This is a genomic window from Paenibacillus sp., assembly GCF_035645235.1.
GTDB lineage: Bacteria > Bacillota > Bacilli > Paenibacillales > YIM-B00363 > Paenibacillus_AE.
The window spans coordinates 1-16,193 of sequence record NZ_DASQMZ010000055.1; the positions used below are offsets into that span (position 1 = coordinate 1).

17 protein-coding genes and 1 rRNA gene are annotated in these 16,193 nt (G+C 62.0%); all 18 read right to left on the reverse strand.

Annotated elements, in window-relative coordinates; genetic code table 11:
* Positions 1 to 216, reverse strand: a 16S ribosomal RNA gene (locus VEZ38_RS04665); the annotation flags it as partial.
* Positions 217 to 506: 290 nt separating this feature from the next.
* The gene (gene lysS, locus VEZ38_RS04670; protein ID WP_324892185.1) at positions 507 to 2,018 is read right to left on the reverse strand and encodes a lysine--tRNA ligase; all 1,512 of its coding nucleotides are present in this window, start codon (positions 2,016 to 2,018) and stop codon (positions 507 to 509) included.
* A gap of 84 nt (positions 2,019 to 2,102) precedes the next feature.
* Complete coding sequence (greA, locus tag VEZ38_RS04675) at positions 2,103 to 2,582, reverse strand: transcription elongation factor GreA (RefSeq protein WP_324892186.1); 480 nt, start codon at positions 2,580 to 2,582, stop codon at positions 2,103 to 2,105.
* A gap of 223 nt (positions 2,583 to 2,805) precedes the next feature.
* Complete coding sequence (dusB, locus tag VEZ38_RS04680) at positions 2,806 to 3,831, reverse strand: tRNA dihydrouridine synthase DusB (protein WP_324892187.1); 1,026 nt, start codon at positions 3,829 to 3,831, stop codon at positions 2,806 to 2,808.
* 3 nt (positions 3,832 to 3,834) lie between these two features.
* The gene (locus tag VEZ38_RS04685) at positions 3,835 to 4,050 is read right to left on the reverse strand and encodes a helix-turn-helix transcriptional regulator (protein ID WP_324892188.1); all 216 of its coding nucleotides are present in this window, start codon (positions 4,048 to 4,050) and stop codon (positions 3,835 to 3,837) included.
* Complete coding sequence (gene folK / locus VEZ38_RS04690) at positions 4,002 to 4,523, reverse strand: 2-amino-4-hydroxy-6-hydroxymethyldihydropteridine diphosphokinase (protein WP_324892189.1); 522 nt, start codon at positions 4,521 to 4,523, stop codon at positions 4,002 to 4,004. The genes VEZ38_RS04685 and folK overlap by 49 nt, the downstream gene beginning before the upstream one ends.
* Positions 4,520 to 4,891 (reverse strand): dihydroneopterin aldolase, encoded by a 372-nt coding sequence (gene folB, locus VEZ38_RS04695; RefSeq protein ID WP_324892190.1) that lies wholly within the window; start codon positions 4,889 to 4,891, stop codon positions 4,520 to 4,522. Before folB ends, folK begins: the two co-directional genes overlap by 4 nt.
* A gap of 17 nt (positions 4,892 to 4,908) precedes the next feature.
* Positions 4,909 to 5,730 carry a dihydropteroate synthase gene (gene folP / locus VEZ38_RS04700; protein WP_324892191.1) on the reverse strand — a complete coding sequence of 274 codons (822 nt, stop codon included), beginning with the start codon at positions 5,728 to 5,730 and terminating at the stop codon, positions 4,909 to 4,911.
* On the reverse strand, positions 5,721 to 6,596 hold the full coding sequence (locus VEZ38_RS04705; RefSeq protein WP_324892192.1) for an aminotransferase class IV: 876 nt from the start codon (positions 6,594 to 6,596) through the stop codon (positions 5,721 to 5,723). The genes folP and VEZ38_RS04705 overlap by 10 nt, the downstream gene beginning before the upstream one ends.
* Entirely contained in the window at positions 6,593 to 7,180 is a 588-nt protein-coding gene (gene pabA, locus VEZ38_RS04710) for an aminodeoxychorismate/anthranilate synthase component II (RefSeq protein WP_324892193.1), read from the reverse strand. Before pabA ends, VEZ38_RS04705 begins: the two co-directional genes overlap by 4 nt.
* Complete coding sequence (locus VEZ38_RS04715; protein WP_324892194.1) at positions 7,177 to 8,769, reverse strand: anthranilate synthase component I family protein; 1,593 nt, start codon at positions 8,767 to 8,769, stop codon at positions 7,177 to 7,179. The genes pabA and VEZ38_RS04715 overlap by 4 nt, the downstream gene beginning before the upstream one ends.
* A 140-nt stretch (positions 8,770 to 8,909) precedes the next feature.
* Complete coding sequence (gene cysK / locus VEZ38_RS04720; protein ID WP_324892195.1) at positions 8,910 to 9,854, reverse strand: cysteine synthase A; 945 nt, start codon at positions 9,852 to 9,854, stop codon at positions 8,910 to 8,912.
* Positions 9,855 to 9,919: 65 nt separating this feature from the next.
* On the reverse strand, positions 9,920 to 10,957 hold the full coding sequence (locus tag VEZ38_RS04725; RefSeq protein ID WP_324892196.1) for a peptidylprolyl isomerase: 1,038 nt from the start codon (positions 10,955 to 10,957) through the stop codon (positions 9,920 to 9,922).
* Positions 10,958 to 10,978: 21 nt separating this feature from the next.
* A complete protein-coding gene (gene hslO, locus VEZ38_RS04730) occupies positions 10,979 to 11,827 on the reverse strand; it encodes an Hsp33 family molecular chaperone HslO (protein ID WP_414694660.1) in 849 nt (282 codons plus the stop codon).
* An 83-nt stretch (positions 11,828 to 11,910) separates the two neighbouring features.
* A complete protein-coding gene (locus tag VEZ38_RS04735; RefSeq protein ID WP_324892198.1) occupies positions 11,911 to 12,684 on the reverse strand; it encodes a type III pantothenate kinase in 774 nt (257 codons plus the stop codon).
* Entirely contained in the window at positions 12,681 to 13,568 is an 888-nt protein-coding gene (gene nadC / locus VEZ38_RS04740) for a carboxylating nicotinate-nucleotide diphosphorylase (RefSeq protein ID WP_324892199.1), read from the reverse strand. Before nadC ends, VEZ38_RS04735 begins: the two co-directional genes overlap by 4 nt.
* A complete protein-coding gene (gene nadB / locus VEZ38_RS04745) occupies positions 13,561 to 15,180 on the reverse strand; it encodes an L-aspartate oxidase (RefSeq protein ID WP_324892200.1) in 1,620 nt (539 codons plus the stop codon). Before nadB ends, nadC begins: the two co-directional genes overlap by 8 nt.
* Before the next feature lie 51 nt (positions 15,181 to 15,231).
* The gene (gene nadA / locus VEZ38_RS04750; RefSeq protein ID WP_324892241.1) at positions 15,232 to 16,170 is read right to left on the reverse strand and encodes a quinolinate synthase NadA; all 939 of its coding nucleotides are present in this window, start codon (positions 16,168 to 16,170) and stop codon (positions 15,232 to 15,234) included.
* Between the last annotated feature and the right edge of the window lie 23 nt (positions 16,171 to 16,193).

The following is a 16,193-nucleotide window of genomic DNA, read 5'->3' on the forward strand; positions in this document are numbered from 1 at the left end:
GCCGAAGCGTCTTTTACGACCGACCCATGCGGGTCCATCGATTATCCGGTATTAGCAGGCGTTTCCGCCAGTTATCCCGGTCCTCAGGGCAGGTTGCCTACGTGTTACTCACCCGTCCGCCGCTAACCTTGTCCCGAAGGATAAGATCCGCTCGACTTGCATGTATTAGGCACGCCGCCAGCGTTCGTCCTGAGCCAGGATCAAACTCTCCAAAAAGGGTAGTTCAACTGCGCTCATTACAAGCTAGCTAAAGCATATTTCGCTCATGTTCGGTTTTCAAGGAACAAGCTCCCCGGCTCAAAGCCGGAAGACTAATATATCATACCGTCCGGCGCGATGCAAGCGGTAAGGTTTTACGTTCCGTCCGCATCCTTCGCCTTTCGGCACCGCCGTTCTCGCGGCGACAAGCAATAATATATCACAAGCGCCTAGATGAATGCAAGTGTTTTTTTAATTTTGTTTTTCGAAACGAAAAACGGCCTCCCGCAGGAGACCGTCGTCGTCCGTCATTCGCTTGCTCGGGCCCGCATATGGGGGAATAACAGCACGTCCCGAATCGAAGGCGCGTCCGTAAGCAGCATGACGAGACGGTCCACGCCGATGCCGAGACCGCCTGTCGGCGGCATGCCGTATTCCAGCGCTCGGATGAAGTCATGGTCCATCTCATGCGCTTCGTCGTTGCCTTGCTCCCGCTCGACGAGCTGCGCTTCGAAACGCTGCCGCTGATCGATCGGGTCGTTCAGCTCCGTAAACGCGTTCGCATGCTCCCGTCCGACGATGAACAGCTCGAACCGATCCGTGAATCGCGGGTCTTCCTCATTCTTCTTCGCGAGCGGCGAAATGGCCGTCGGATGCCCGTAGACGAACGTCGGCTGAATCAACGTCTCCTCCACGAATTGCTCGTAGAAGGAATTCACGATATGGCCGAACGAATGCGACGGCTCGACCGGCACCTTATGCGCCTTCGCGAGCGCGCGGGCTTCGTCGTCGGTCATGTGCGCCCAGAAATCCACGCCGACCGCTTCTTTGATGAGATCCACCATATGCGCGCGGCGGAACGGGGGCGCCAAATTGACCTCGACGCCTTGGTATTGGATCGTCGTCGTGCCGTGCACCTCTTGCGCGATGTGGGCGATGACGTTTTCCGTCAGTTTCATAATGTCTTGGTAATCGGCGTACGCTTCATACAGCTCGAGCATCGTAAACTCCGGGTTATGCCGCGTCGACACGCCCTCGTTCCGATATACTCGTCCGATTTCGTACACCTTCTCGAGGCCGCCGACGATCAACCGCTTCAGATGAAGCTCGATCGCGATCCGCATATACATTTGCATATCGAGCGCGTTGTGATGCGTCACGAACGGACGCGCCGCCGCGCCGCCCGCGATCGAATGCAGCGTCGGCGTCTCCACTTCGAGGAACCCCAGCCCGTCGAAATAACGGCGCATCGACTGAATGATGCGGGAGCGCGTAATGAACGTCTGCTGCACGTCGGGGTTCGTAATAAGATCGACGTAACGCTGGCGATACCGAAGCTCGACGTCGGTCAAGCCGTGAAACTTGTCCGGCAACGGATACAGCGACTTCGTAAGCACCTCGAGCGATTTCGCCCGAACGGACAGCTCGCCCGTTTTCGTCTTGAACAAAGTGCCGCTTACGCCGACGATATCGCCGAGGTCGAGCAGGTCGAACGCCTCGTACCGCGTCCCGCCGAGCTCGTCCTCCCGCGCGTAAATTTGAATCCGGCCCGTCAAATCCTGGACGTGCGCGAACGACGCCTTCCCCATGCCCCGCTTCTGCATGATGCGGCCCGCCAAGCTGACCTCCACCGGCGCAGCCTCCAGCCCCTCTTTCGATACGTCTCCATACGCTTTCAACAGGTCGCCGGCATAGTGCGTACGCTCGTAGCGCTTCCCGAACGGATCGACGCCCAGACCGCGCAGCGCCTCCAGCTTGTCCCGCCGAATTTGCAGCAATTCGCTGACCTCTGTTTCTTGTTGCCCAACCACATCGCTCATGAATTCTCACTCCTATTAATGAAGGACAAGCCCAAGGAACCAAAAAAGCCTCCGGAGGAAGCTTTCAAGGTTCGTCGGGCTATATTACTTCTTCTTAATATCGATAATTTTATACTGAATGACGCCGGCAGGAACGTTCACATCGACGATCGAGCCCTTCGATTTGCCGAGAATCGCCTTGCCTACCGGACTCTCGTTCGAAATTTTGTTTTGCAGCGGATCCGATTCCGCGGACCCGACGATCGAATACTCGACCGTGTCCTTAAATTCGAGATCCTCCAGGATGACGATCGAGCCGACGCTCACCGTATTCGTATCGACGTCCTCGTCATTGATGATGCGCGCGTTGCGAAGCATCTTCTCGAGCGTGATAATGCGCCCCTCGATGAAGGCTTGCTCGTTCTTGGCATCCTCGTACTCGGAGTTTTCGCTGATATCGCCATAGCCGATCGCGATCTTAATCCGTTCCGCGACCTCGCGCCGCTTCACGGATTTTAGATGCTCCAGCTCCTCCTCCAGCTTCTTTAACCCCTCTTGGGTTAAAATGACCTCTTTCTCCGTCATTGCAAGTAGCTCCCGTCGTCTAAAAATTTGTTCGCGATTCTGTGCGTAACCTGCGAAGAAGCACTGAATCGCCCCGGGGAACGGCGTCATCCGAAAGATGATAGCAAGGCCGTACTCCCTTAGCCGCTTACCGGACTTGTTGTTACTATATGAACAGCGGGGCCGCATCAACACAAGCAGGCGTTAAATTTATTGACGATTATATTTCAAGGGGGAGCAAATGTCAAACAACGGAAACTGCACCCGCTTCGAGCGAGCCGTCGGTAAGCCGCGCCACGTAGTCGTCCAAAATCGAGACGACCTGCTCGCGGGTCGTTACTTCCATAATGCGGTTTTTCACTTCGGCGGCGCCGCGGAGCCCCTTCAAGTACCAAGCGAAGTGCTTGCGCATGTCCTTCACGGCGACGGCTTCGCCCTTGAGCGCGATTAAGCGGTCGAGGTGCAGCATCGCGATGCGCATCTTCTCCGCGGCGTCGGGATCCGGCGGAAGCTCGCCGTTCGTCAAATATTGCACGGTCCGATACAGCATCCATGGATTACCCAGCGCCCCTCGGCCGATCATGACGCCGTCGCAGCCGGTCGTATCGAGCATGCGCTTCGCGTCCTCGGGAGTCGCCACGTCGCCGTTGCCGATAACCGGAATGCTCACGGCTTCCTTCACCTGCCGAATCATATCCCAGTCGGCTTTGCCGGTATATAGCTGCTCTCGGGTCCGGCCGTGCACGGCGACGGCTTTGCCGCCGGCGCGTTCGACCGCCTGCGCGTTCTCCACCGCGTAGATATGCTCGGCGTCCCAGCCGATCCGCATCTTGACGGTGACCGGCTTCTCGACGGCGTCGACCACCGAGGAAACCATCTCGTAAATTTTATTCGGATCGAGGAGCCACCGCGCGCCCGCGTCGCAGCTTACGATTTTCGGCACCGGGCACCCCATGTTTATGTCGATGATATCGGCGTTCGTATGCTTATCGACATGCTTCGCCGCTTCCACGAGCGAATGCCGGTCGCCGCCGAAAATTTGCAGGCTCAGCGGCTTCTCGCGCTCGTCGACGAACAGCATCTCCATCGTCCGCGCGTTGCCGTGCAGGATCGCCTTGTCGCTGACCATCTCCGCGCAGACGAGCCCCGTGCCGAATTCCTTCGCGATCAACCGGAACGCCGGGTTGCATACGCCCGCCATCGGCGCGAGCACGACGTTGTTTTTCGTTTCCACGTTGCCGATCTTCAGCGTTCTCGCTTGTTGCGTCATTGCTTAATACCCTCCTGTCGTTCCGTTTAATTCATCCTTATCGATGCCCAGCGTCGCGGCGATCTCCCGCACCAAGCGAGGCTCCGCCTTGCGCGTGCCCCGCTCGACGGCGCCAAGGATCGCAACCGATACGCCAATCTTCTCCGCCAGTTCGTTCTGCGTCAGGCCCTTCAGCTTTCGGAATGCCCGAATGCGGCCCGCCAACTGCTGCTGTTCCATATTCTCACTCCCGCACCGTCGACGACGCGCTCCCGGAAGCCGGGCCGCCAGTCGCGCTCTTCCTCGCGAAGGACGTCCATCAGCGGCACCAAGACGAACGACCGCTCCGCCAGCCGGGGGTGCGGAACGGTCAAGTCCGGCGTCTCGATCGTCGCGTCGCCGTACAGCAATATATCGATATCGATCGTCCGCGGTCCCCAGCGGACGTCTCGCGTTCTTCCAAGCTCTCGTTCAATGCCCAGCGTTGCCTCCAGCAAAGCCTCCGGGGAGTAAGCCGTTACGATTCTGCAAACCATATTCAGAAAAGGAGGCTGATCCGTATACCCGACCGGATCCGTCTCGTACAGCGGCGACGCGTCCGTGACGCGCACCCCTTCCAGCGCGTTCAACCGTCGAACGGCCTCCGCGAGCGACGATTCCCTTGCCCCGATGTTGGAGCCCAGTCCTAAATACGCGGCCGTTTCCGTATTCATGAGCTTGCGGTCCGGCGCCGCGTCAGCTCCACCGTCACGCCGTCGAATACGATATCGAACGGCGGATGCGGCTTCACGACGCGAACCGTTACCTCCTGTATTTTAGCATACGCGTCAAGCACGCGGGTAGCGAGCGTCTCTGCCAATGCTTCTATTAATTTGAACGGCTCGCCCTCGACGACCGATTTCGCGAGCGCGTAGACCTCGGCGTAGTTGACGGTGCGCTCGAGCTCGTCCGTTCGCCCCGCCTCGGACAAGTCGAGCTTCAATTCAAGGCTCACGTAGAACCGTTGTCCGAGTCTGTTTTCCTCCGGATAGACGCCATGCTTTCCATACAGTTGTATCCGTTCCAGCTTCATCGTATCCATAGACGATCCATCCTCCTTCATCGCGGCGTCGCCGCGCGGACGATCGCGTCCGTCATGCGCGCCGCCTTCGCGTTCGCGAGCACGTCATGCACGCGCACGATCGAGATTCCTTGGCGAATGCCGAGCACCGTCGTCGCGATCGTGCCTTCGACGACGTCGTCCGGCCCCGCGTCCAGCACTCCGCGGATGAACCGTTTGCGGGACGTGCCGAGCAACACCGGGTAGCCCAGCTCGACGATTTCGTCGAGGCGGCCCATCAGCTCCAAATTATGCGCCGCGGTCTTCGCGAAGCCGATGCCGGGGTCGAGCGCGATGCGGCCCTCCGCGATGCCCGCCTCCAGCGCCCGGGCGACGCAGGCGCGAAGGTCCGCGATGACATCCTTCACGAAATCCGGCCCGTAGTCCATGTTTTCCCGATTATGCATCAGAATAACCGGGGCTTCCCGCTCCGCGGCGACGCGGAGCAGCGACGGATCCTTCCTTCCGCCCCAGACGTCGTTAACGATGGATGCGCCGGCGTCCAGCGCGGCCTCGGCGACGACGCCCTTGTACGTATCGATCGAGATCGGGACGGGACAGCCGTCTTCGCGGAGCGCCTCGAGCACGGGAACGACCCGGCGGAGCTCCTCCGCCGCGGACACCGGCTCGAAGCCGGGCCGGGTCGATTCGCCGCCGACGTCCAGCAGGTCGGCGCCTTCCTCCACCAACCGTCGCGCGTGCGCGACCGCCTTGTCCACCGTCGCGTATTTGCCGCCGTCCGAGAACGAATCCGGCGTTACATTCAGGATGCCCATAATCAAGGTGCGCCGACCCAAGTCGGGATGCCACGTCATAGCCATTCGCCTCGATCCGCTAAACTTCGATACGCCGACTGCAGCCGCTTCGTCATCGGTCCCGGCGCCTCGTCCCATCGTCTTCGAACCGCGTCCGCGTCGTCGAACAGCGAGCCGACCGGCACAAGCTCCTGCACCGAATTCGTTACGAACGCTTCGTCCGCTTCGGCCAGCGCCTCGAAGCCGTACCAGCCTTCCTCGACGGGGATGCCAGCCGCCCGGGCCAGCTCGAGCACGACGTCCCGCGTCACCCCCGGCAAGCAGCCCGTATCGACGGAAGGCGTATACAGCGTTCCGCCCGTTGCCCAGAAGACGTTGCTGACGACGCCTTCGACGAGGCTCCCGGACGCTTCCGCGAACAAGCCTTCCGCGGACGGCGAAGCGAATCGCGACGCCAGCTCCCACTTGCCGAGCACATTATTCATATAATGAAACGACTTGCGCCGCACAATGCCTTCCGGCCCGCTGCGCCGAAGCGCGAGCAGACGAAGCTCCTTCGGCGCCGCGGGCGGCGGTCCGAGCGGCTTCGCCATAATGACGACGTTCGGGCGTTCGTAGCCGGAGGCGGGCGGGAGGCCCAGCGGCGCCGATCCCGCCGAGACGGACCAGCGGACGTAGGCGTCGTGCAGCCCGTTCGCGCGAATCGTCTCGTCCACCGCGCGAGCGACGTCCTCCGCCGAGGGGGCGTACGCGATGCGCAGCTCTTCGCAGCCCGCGAGCAGCCGTTCGATGTGCCGCCGAAGCTGGAACGGCTTCCCGCCGTACGTTCGGAACGTCTCGAACAAGCCCATGCCGTAAAGAAAGCCGTGATCGGTTATCGGGATCACGGCCTCGCTCTCATCGCATATCGTTCCGTTCCGCCACAGCTTCATGCTTCGGCGTCCGTCCGCCGCGTGCGCTCGATGAAATTCCGAAGCATCGTTAAGCCGTGCTCCGTAATGATCGACTCCGGATGAAATTGCACGCCCTCGATCGGATACTTCTTGTGGCGCAGTCCCATAATTTCGCCTTCGGCCGTCTGAGCGGAAACTTCCAGCTCGTCCGGCAGCGTCTCCCGCTTCACGATCAACGAGTGGTATCGCGTCGCCGTGAACGGATTCGGCAGTCCCTCGAACATCGTCCGGCCGTCGTGCTCGATCGGCGACGTCTTGCCGTGCATGAGCCGCTCCGCGCGCACGACGTCCCCGCCGAACGCTTGGCCGATCGCCTGGTGGCCGAGGCAGACGCCGAGAATCGGAATTTCGCCCTTGAACCGGTCGATCAGCTCGAGCGATACGCCCGCCTCGTTCGGCGTGCACGGCCCCGGGGAAATCAAAATGTGATCCGGCTTCAAGGCGGCGATGCCGTCGAGATCGATCTCGTCGTTCCGGCGAACGACGACCTCCTCGCCAAGCTCCCCCAAATACTGGACCAGGTTGTACGTGAAAGAATCGTAATTGTCGATGACTAGAATCATTTTCCGAACGCCTCCTTCTCTCCTCGGCTCTTCTTCGCTCCGCTCCGGTCTTCCGATCCCGCCCGTTCGGCGAGCTCCGCCGCTTTCCACAGCGCCTTCGCCTTGTTCAGCGACTCGACGAACTCCTTCTCCGGATCGGAATCGATCACGATGCCCGCGCCCGACTGAACGTATGCCGTTCCGTCGGCGTAGACCAGCGTGCGTATAGTAATATTTAATTCCATATTGCCGGCGTAGTCAATCCACCCGATCGCGCCGGTGTACGCCCCGCGCCGCGTCGGTTCGAGCTCCTCGATGATTTCCATCGTGCGAATTTTCGGAGCGCCGGTGATCGTCCCCCCGGGGAAGACGGCCGCGATGCAATCGAACGCGTCCCGCCCCGAAGCGAGCTCGCCTTCGACTTCGGAGACGATATGCATGACGTGGGAGTAGTGCTCCACGGCCATAAGCTCTTTAACGCGCACCGTGCCGAACGTCGAAATTTTGCCGAGATCGTTCCGCTCGAGATCGACGAGCATAATATGCTCGGCGCGCTCCTTCTCGCTGAGCAGCAGCTCTTCCCGCAGGGCGCCGTCCTCCCCTTCGTCCCGCCCCCGCGGACGCGTTCCGGCGATCGGCCGCGTCGACAGCCGCCGCCCTTCGAGGCGGACGAGCAGCTCCGGAGAGGCGGACGCGATGCGGGCCCCGCCCGGCAGCCGCAAGAACGCCATATACGGAGACGGATTCAGCCGGCGCAGCGCTTCATAGACCTGCTCGGGGCTGGCGCGGAGCGGCCTCGACTGCCGCACGCTGATATTCACTTGGAAGACGTCGCCGGCGGCGATGTAGTCGCGGACCCGCTCCACCGCGCGCATGAATTCCTTCTTCGGCAAACTCAGCGCGAGGCCGTCCATCCGCTCGACGTCGATGTCCAGCTCGACGCGTTCCGCCGCGAGCGCGTTCTCCTCGGGCTCTGCCGCCTCCATCCATCGAGACCACGCGGCCGCCATGTCCTCAGCCTTCGCCTGCGCCGAAGCGTAATGCGTGCGCAGCTCCTCTTCGCCGTAAGGAGGCGCCTCGGCCGGACGCACGTCGTAGACGACGCAATGCAGCTTCTCCTCGACATGATCGATAATCCATAGTTTCTCCAAGCGGAAAAAGAAGTAGTCCGGGATCGGCGAATCGTCCGCCGCCGTTCCCGGCAGCCGTTCGATCGTTCGCGCGACGTCGTACGCCAAATATCCGGCGATCCCGCCGCCGAACTTCGGCAGCGCTTCGGCGCGCGGCGCCGAAAACTCGGCCATCCATCGCCGCAATACTTCCAACGGGGCGCCGTCGACCGGTTCGACGATATCCTCCCCCGTACGGGAGGCGGCGACGCGCCGGCGTTCGCCCCCCGTCAAGCCGCCCGACATCCATTCGACGGGCTCCGCCCCTACGAATGTATATCGCCCGGCCTTCCCGCTTTCCAGCACGACTGCGGCCTCCCCGGCTTCCTTCCAAAGCTTGTCCCACCCGGGAATATGCGCCCCCGCCAAATCGTGCGACGCTATATAAGGGAGGCAGTTGTACCGCCCGTTCCATGCTTTCCAGTCCTCATACCGTACCATCGCCCGCAACCGCCGTTCGTCCGTAATTATGCCTCAGTATACTTCATTTCGCGTCGAATTTCACTTCGACCGCGCGGGAACGAGAAGAAGCGCCGCCGCTCCCGAGGACCCCGGTTGCGGCGGCGCTTCCGCGCCGATGCTTATTGGTTTTCTTCGAAGTTGTACAGCGGCGTGCTCAGGTAGCGCTCGCCGTTGCTCGGCACGATCGCGACGACGCGCTTGCCTTTGCCCAGCTTCTTCGCCACTTGCAGCGCCGCGTAAATCGCCGCGCCGGACGAGATGCCGCCGAGGATGCCTTCTTCTTTCGCCACGCGGCGGGACGTCGCGAAGGCGTCGTCGTTTTCTACCGTGATGACTTCGTTGTAAATTTCCGTGTTCAGGATCGAAGGGACGAAGCCCGCGCCGATGCCTTGGATTTTATGCGGACCCGGCTTGCCGCCGGACAACACCGGCGAAGCCGCCGGCTCGACGGCTACGATGTGGATGCCCGGGAAGTTTTCGCGAAGCACTTCGCCGGCGCCCGTGATCGTACCGCCCGTGCCGATGCCCGAGACGAACGCGTCCAGCTTGCCGTCGAGCGAGTTGATCGCTTCGACGATTTCCGGTCCCGTCGTGCGGCGGTGAATGTCGACGTTGTTCAGGTTGTTGAACTGCTGCGGCATGAAGTAGCTCGGGTTTTCCGCTTGCAGCTCTTCCGCGCGCTTGATCGCGCCTTTCATGCCTTCCGGCCCCGGCGTCAGGACGAGCTGCGCGCCGTACGCGCGAAGCAGGTTGCGCCGCTCGATGCTCATCGTCTCCGGCATAACAAGGATCGCTTTGTAGCCTTTGGCCGCGGCGACCATCGCCAGACCGATGCCCGTGTTGCCGCTCGTCGGCTCGATGATCGTGTCGCCGGGTTGAATGCGGCCCTCGCGCTCCGCGGCTTCGATCATGTTGATCGCGATCCGGTCCTTGACGCTCGCGCCCGGGTTTTGGTATTCGAGCTTCACGTAAATTTCCGCGCTGTCCTCCGGTACGACCCGGTTCAGCTTGACGAGAGGCGTGTCGCCGATCAATTGCGTAATGTTTTGGACAATTTTAGCCATGTGAATGAGTCCTCCTCACAATTCTTATTAATCCGAGTAAATAGGTAGGTTTTGACTCCATCTTATCAATCGCTTTCAAGAAAGTCAACTGCATTATACTTTCGCAGCAGCATCGTCTCGACGTCGAACAACGACGGCGCCTCCGCCAGCGCCAGCTCCCGCCGCAAGTCCTTCCGAACGCTGGAATCGTCGAGCGGATCGATCGTACGGCGGCCGAGCAGCGTAACGACCGCCCAGCGGCCGTCCTCCTCGAGACGGATCGCGGGGCTGACGTCCCCGACCCGCATGCCTTCCAGCGCTTGCGCGATTTCCGGCGGGATGAACGGATCGTCCTCCGGAATCCAGCCCGAATCCCCCCCGGCCGCCGCCGTGGCGGTATCCAAGGAAACGTCCTTCGCCAGCAGCTCGAAATCGACGCCTTCGCCGAGCTGGCGAAGAACGGCCGCGGCGCTCTCCTCCGAGCCGACGACGATTTGGGCGTACCGCAAATCCCGCAGCGGCGCGAATTCCTCGGGATGGGCCTCGATGTAGGCTTCAACGTCCGCCTCCGTCACTTGCACTTGCGCCGTCGCGATGCCTTCCAGCATTAATCGATATAACGCGTCTTCTCGAAGCTCCTGCTCCGTCAGCCCGAGCTGCTCCCGCATGACCCGGTAAAACTCCGCTTCGCTCTCGTAGCCGACCTGCATCCGTTCCAGCTCTTCGTCGATGTCGGCGCGGGATACGTTCAGGCCGAGCGCCTGCGCCTCCAAGCGCACCACCGTTTGCTTCATCCACTGCTGCGCGTACTCCGCGCCGAACGTCTCCCGAAGCCCCCGGACGAACGCTTCCTCGTACAGAACCGCCGAGCCGGCTTGCGCGATCTTGCGCGTCTTCGGGTCGTCGGGGCCGTTCTGCCCGCCCGGCGAGCCGGCATCCGACGCGCCGCCGTCCGGCGCCCCGGCCCCGCCGCCGGGGCCTGCGTCGCCGTCGACCGGACGCACCTCTCCCGCAGGCGGGGCGTCCGCGGCCGGCTTCGTCGCTTGGACGAGCATGAACGCCAAGACGGCCGCGATCGCGGTCAACGTCCCGCAAAGCCCCCACAGCCATTTTTCTCTCGACATCGCTCTCCCACCGATTCTTGTTTAGGCCTCGTCCAGACGCTCCCGCAGCGTCTGCAGCTCCGTTCGGTCGAAGCCGTATTTCTCGTTGCAGAAGTGGCATACCACTTCCGCGGCGCCGTCCCCTTCGATAATGGCATCCAGCTCATCCTTGCCTAACGAAACGAGCGTGTTCTCGACCCGCTCCCGCGAGCAGAAGCACTGGAACCGAAGCTCCATCGTCTCCAGCGAGGAAAGATCGTCGACGAGCTCCCGCATCATATCCTCCGGCGTCAGTCCCCGCTCCAGCATGGAGGTGACCGGCGGCATTTGCGAAATTCGCTTCTCGATTTCGTTAACGTCCTCTTCGGCAAGGCCGGGCAGCAGCTGCAAGATCAGGCCGCCGGCCGTCTTGATCGAGTAGTCGATATCGACCAGTACGCCGAGCGAGACGGCGGACGGCGTCTGCTCCGACTTCGCGAAATAATACGTAAAATCTTCGGCCAGCTCCCCCGAGACGATCGGCACGCTTCCCCGGTACGGCTCCTTCAGCCCAAGATCCTTGATGACGTAAATAAACCCTTCCGTCCCGACGACCCCGGCAACGTCCAGCTTCCCGAGCCGGTTGCTCGGCAGATGCGCATGCGGATGGTCCGCGTACGCGCGCACGTCGCCCTTCGCGTTGGCGTCCGCCACGATCTGCCCGATCGGCCCGTCGCCCTTCACCTGAATCGTGACCTTCTCCTCGCCCTTCAGCATCGCGCCCATCATGGCCGCCGCCGTTGCCGTCCGTCCGACCGCGGCCGCCGCCGTCGGGAACATATCGTGACGGCGCCGAATCTCTTCGACGATGCCGGTCGTTCTCGCGGCGAGCAGCCGCACCTTCCCTTGCATCGCGGTCGCCCGCGCCAAATAATCGTTCACCGGTTATCGCTCTCTCCTTCCGCCTGCTTGCCTTCGCCCGAGCGGCGTCTTCGTTACGTCTTCCCGACGTTCCGGTTATAAATGATGCGCAGGCCTTCCAACGTAAGTAACGGATGAATCGTATCGATCGTTCGCGACTCCCCGGCGATCAGCTCGGCCAGCCCGCCCGTCGCTACGACGCGAGGGGCGGTTCCGAACTCCTCCCGAATCCGGCCCACGATGCCGTCGACTTGACCGGCGAAGCCGAAAATAATGCCGGCTTGCATCGACGCGACGGTCGTCCGGCCGACCGTGCTTTTCGGCCGGGCGAGCTCGATCCTCGGCAGCTTGGCCGCTCGTTGATACAGCGCCTCCGTCGAGATGCCGATGCCGGGGGCGATGGCGCCGCCGATATATTCATCCTTCTCATCAATATAACAAAATGTGGTCGCCGTTCCAAAATCCACGATAATGAGCGGCCCGCCGTACCGCTCGATGCCCGCCACGGCGTTCACGATGCGGTCCGCGCCGACCTCTCTCGGATTTTCGTAGCGGATGTTCAGCCCCGTCTTGATGCCGGGCCCGACGAACATCGGCGCGCGGCCCAGGTAAGCGCGGCACATCTGATCCAGCGTGGCGTTGACGGGGGGGACGACCGAGGCGATCGCGACGCCTTCCACCTCGTCCGCGCGGACGCCGGCGTGGCGAAACAAATTGTCCAGCAGGATGCCGTACTCGTCCGGCGTCGACGAACGATTGGTCGAGACGCGCCAGTGGCGCCGCAGCGTCTCTCCGTCGAACAGTCCGAGCACGATGTTCGTATTGCCGACGTCCGCGACGAGAATCATGCGCGGACGCCCTTCTTTTCGAAAAGATCGAGGGAAATATCCAAAGCTTTCACGGAGTGGGTCAAGCCCCCGACGGAGATGACGTCGACGCCGGTTTCCGCGATCGCCCGGACCGTCGCCAAGGTGACGCCGCCGGACGCTTCCACGATCGCGCGCGGCGCCCCTTGCCGAATGCGTTCCACGGCCGTCCGCATCGTCGCGGGCGCCATATTGTCGAGCATAATAATGTCGGCGCCGGATTCGATCGCCTGCTCCACTTGCTCGAGGCTTTCCACCTCGATCTCCACCCGCATCGTGTGCGGCGCATACGCGCGCGCCCGGGCGACGGCCTCGAGGACGCCGCCGGCCGCCTTGACGTGATTATCCTTAAGCAGCACGGCGTCGAACAAACCGAAGCGATGATTGTGACCGCCGCCGACGCGAACCGCATACTTCTCCAGCGCCCGGAGGCCCGGCGTCGTCTTGCGCGTGTCGACGATGCGAGGCGGCGGCGTCACGCCCTGCACCGCATCGACGTACGCGCGCGTCGCCGTCGCGATGCCGGACAACCGCTGCAGCAAATTCAAGGCGAGCCGCTCCCCCGATAAAATCGAGAGCGTGCTGCCTTCGAGCTCCAGCAGCACGTCGCCGACGGCGAGCGCTCCCCCTTCCGCGGCGACGCGGCGCACCTCGAGCGCCGGATCGACCTCCGCGAACACCGCTTCCGCGACGGGCAAGCCCGCCAATACGCCCGCCTGCTTCGCGTGGACGACCGCACGGCTGCGATGCCCGTCCGGCAAGATCGATAAGCTCGTGACGTCCCCGGGACCGAGGTCCTCCCGAAGCCAGGCTTTAATTCGTTCTCTCATATATTCCGCGTCTAATGCAGGCGCCGTATCAACCATGCTGCAAGCTCTCCTCCGCTAATCCGAACTCCCGATGGTGGACGATATGCTTCTTCCAAACGACATCGTCCCGCTCGGGGAAATCCTCCCGATAGTGGGCGCCGCGGCTCTCCTCCCGCCGAAGCGCGGCCAGCACCGTCAACAGCCCTAACGTCAATAAATTCGCGTATTCATACTGTTCCCAGCCGGACAGCTTCGCATAGAAGGTCGAGGATTGCTTGCGCAGCTCCTCGAGCCCCTTCTTCAGCCCCTTCTCGTTGCGCACGAGACCGGCGTGTCGCAGCATCAGCTTCTGCAGCTTCAGCCGCTTCTCGATGACGGGCTGCGTCGACGGCTCCGTCCGACCGAGCTCGACGTGGAATTGCGGCTCCGCCCCAAGCGGCGGCAGCGTCCGAATGCGCTCCACGATGCGGCGCCCGAACACGATCGCTTCCGAAAGCGAATTGCTAGCCAGCCGGTTCGCGCCGTGCACGCCCGTCGAGGACACTTCGCCGCACGCGAACAAGCGCTTCACGTTCGTCTCGCCGTGCAAATCCGTCTTCACCCCGCCCATCATATAATGGGCCGCAGGCGCCACCGGAATCCAATCGCTCGACAAATCGAGCCCGTACCGAAGACAAAACTCGTAAATCGTCGGAAAACGCGCCTTCACCGCGTCCTGCGATTCATGCGTTAAATCCAAATAAACGAACGTCGACTTCGTCCGGTCGATTTCGCTGACGATCGCCCGCGCGACGACGTCCCGAGGCGCGAGCTCGAGCTGCGGATGATAATGCTCCATAAACCGCTCGCCGCGAATATTGCGCAGCACCGCGCCTTCGCCGCGGACCGCCTCCGAGATGAGAAAGCGCGGCGCGCCCGGATACGTCAGCGCGGTCGGGTGGAACTGAACGAACTCGACGTCCTGCACGTAAGCCCCCGCGCGGAACGCCATGGCGATGCCGTCGCCGGTAGCGATCTCCGGGTTCGTCGTATACCGGTACAGCTGACCCGCCCCGCCCGTGCAGAGGACCGTCGCCTTCGCCGAGACGAACACGCGCTCCCCGCTCGGACGCTCCACGACGACGCCGCAGCACTCCCCGCTTTCCGTGACCAGGTCGAGGCAGAAGTGATCGTCCCACACCTCGATCCGGTCGCTGCTGCGGGTCGCTTCCGCCAGCGCGCGCACGATTTCCGCGCCGGTCGCGTCGCCTTGCGCATGGAGGATGCGCCGCTGGCTGTGCGCGCCCTCCATCGTAAGCGCGTACTCTCCCCCCGCCTCGCGGTCGAAATTCGTGCCGAAGCGGATTAGTTCCTGCACCCCGTCGGGCCCTTCGTGGACGAGCACGTCGACGGCCTCGGCCATGCAGAGTCCTGCCCCGGCGATGAGCGTATCCTGCCGATGGTACAACGGCGAATCCTCGTCGGAGATGACCGCCGCGATGCCGCCTTGCGCGTACCGGGTGTTGCTCTCGAGCAACGACTTCTTCGCGATCATCGTCACGCGCTGACCCGCGTCCGCCGCCTTCAAAGCGGTGTATAAACCGGCAATCCCCGAGCCGATGACGACGACATCCGTCTCGACTCGGGGCAAGCCCGCGATATTTAAATCGACTAATGTTCTAGGAATCATAGCAGCGTCCTTCTTTCCTCGCGATCGGGCCGGGCGCCGAGCGGCGCCCGGTCACTTCACCTGGAGCATCCGCTCGAGCGACTGTCTCGCCCGCTCGGCGACATCCTCCGGCACATGAATCTCCGGCTGCATCGTCTCCAAGCAGCGGACAAGCTTTTTCAGATTGTTTACCTTCATATTCGGGCACACCAAGTACTTCGAAGCGAAGTGGAACGTCTTGTTCGGGCTGTCCTTGCGGAGCTGATAGCCCGTGCCGTCCTCCGTGCCGACGATGAACTCCTGATGCTCGGATTTCTTGCAATAATCGATGATCGCCGTCGTGCTGCCGACGAAGTCCGCCATCTTGACGACCTCCGGGCGGCATTCCGGATGAACGACGAATTGCGCGTTCGGGTACTGCGCGCGCATCTCCACGACGTCCTTGACCGTGAGCATATCGTGCGTATTGCAATACCCTTCCCAAATGATCATCTTCTTGTCCGTGAACTTCGATACGTAATCGCCAAGGTTTTTGTCCGGCACCCAAATAATTTCGTCCGAATCGACGGATTGAATCACCTTCACCGCGTTCGCCGACGTGCAGACGATGTCGGTTTCCGCTTTGATTTCCGCCGACGAGTTAATGTACGTCACGACCTTCGCGTTCGGGTGCTTGCGCTTCAGCTCGCGAAGCCCCTCCACATTGACCATGTCGGCCATCGGGCAGCCGGCCCGTTCGTCGGGGATAATGACCGTCTTGTTCGGCGCCAAAATTTTCGCGCTTTCGCCCATGAAATGAACGCCGCAGAAGACGATCGTGTCCGCGTCCGTCTCCGCTGCCTTCTGAGCCAGCAGGAACGAATCGCCGCGGAAATCGGCAACCTCCTGGATTTCGTCGCGTTGGTAATAATGAGCTAAAATAATGGCGTTCCGTTCCTTCTTTAATTGCAGCAACCGTTCGCGCAGCTCCCGGTTTTGTTCTTGTTTGCGTTCCAGCGCTAAAGCTTCCATGGTAGGCGCGCCCATGCGACCCA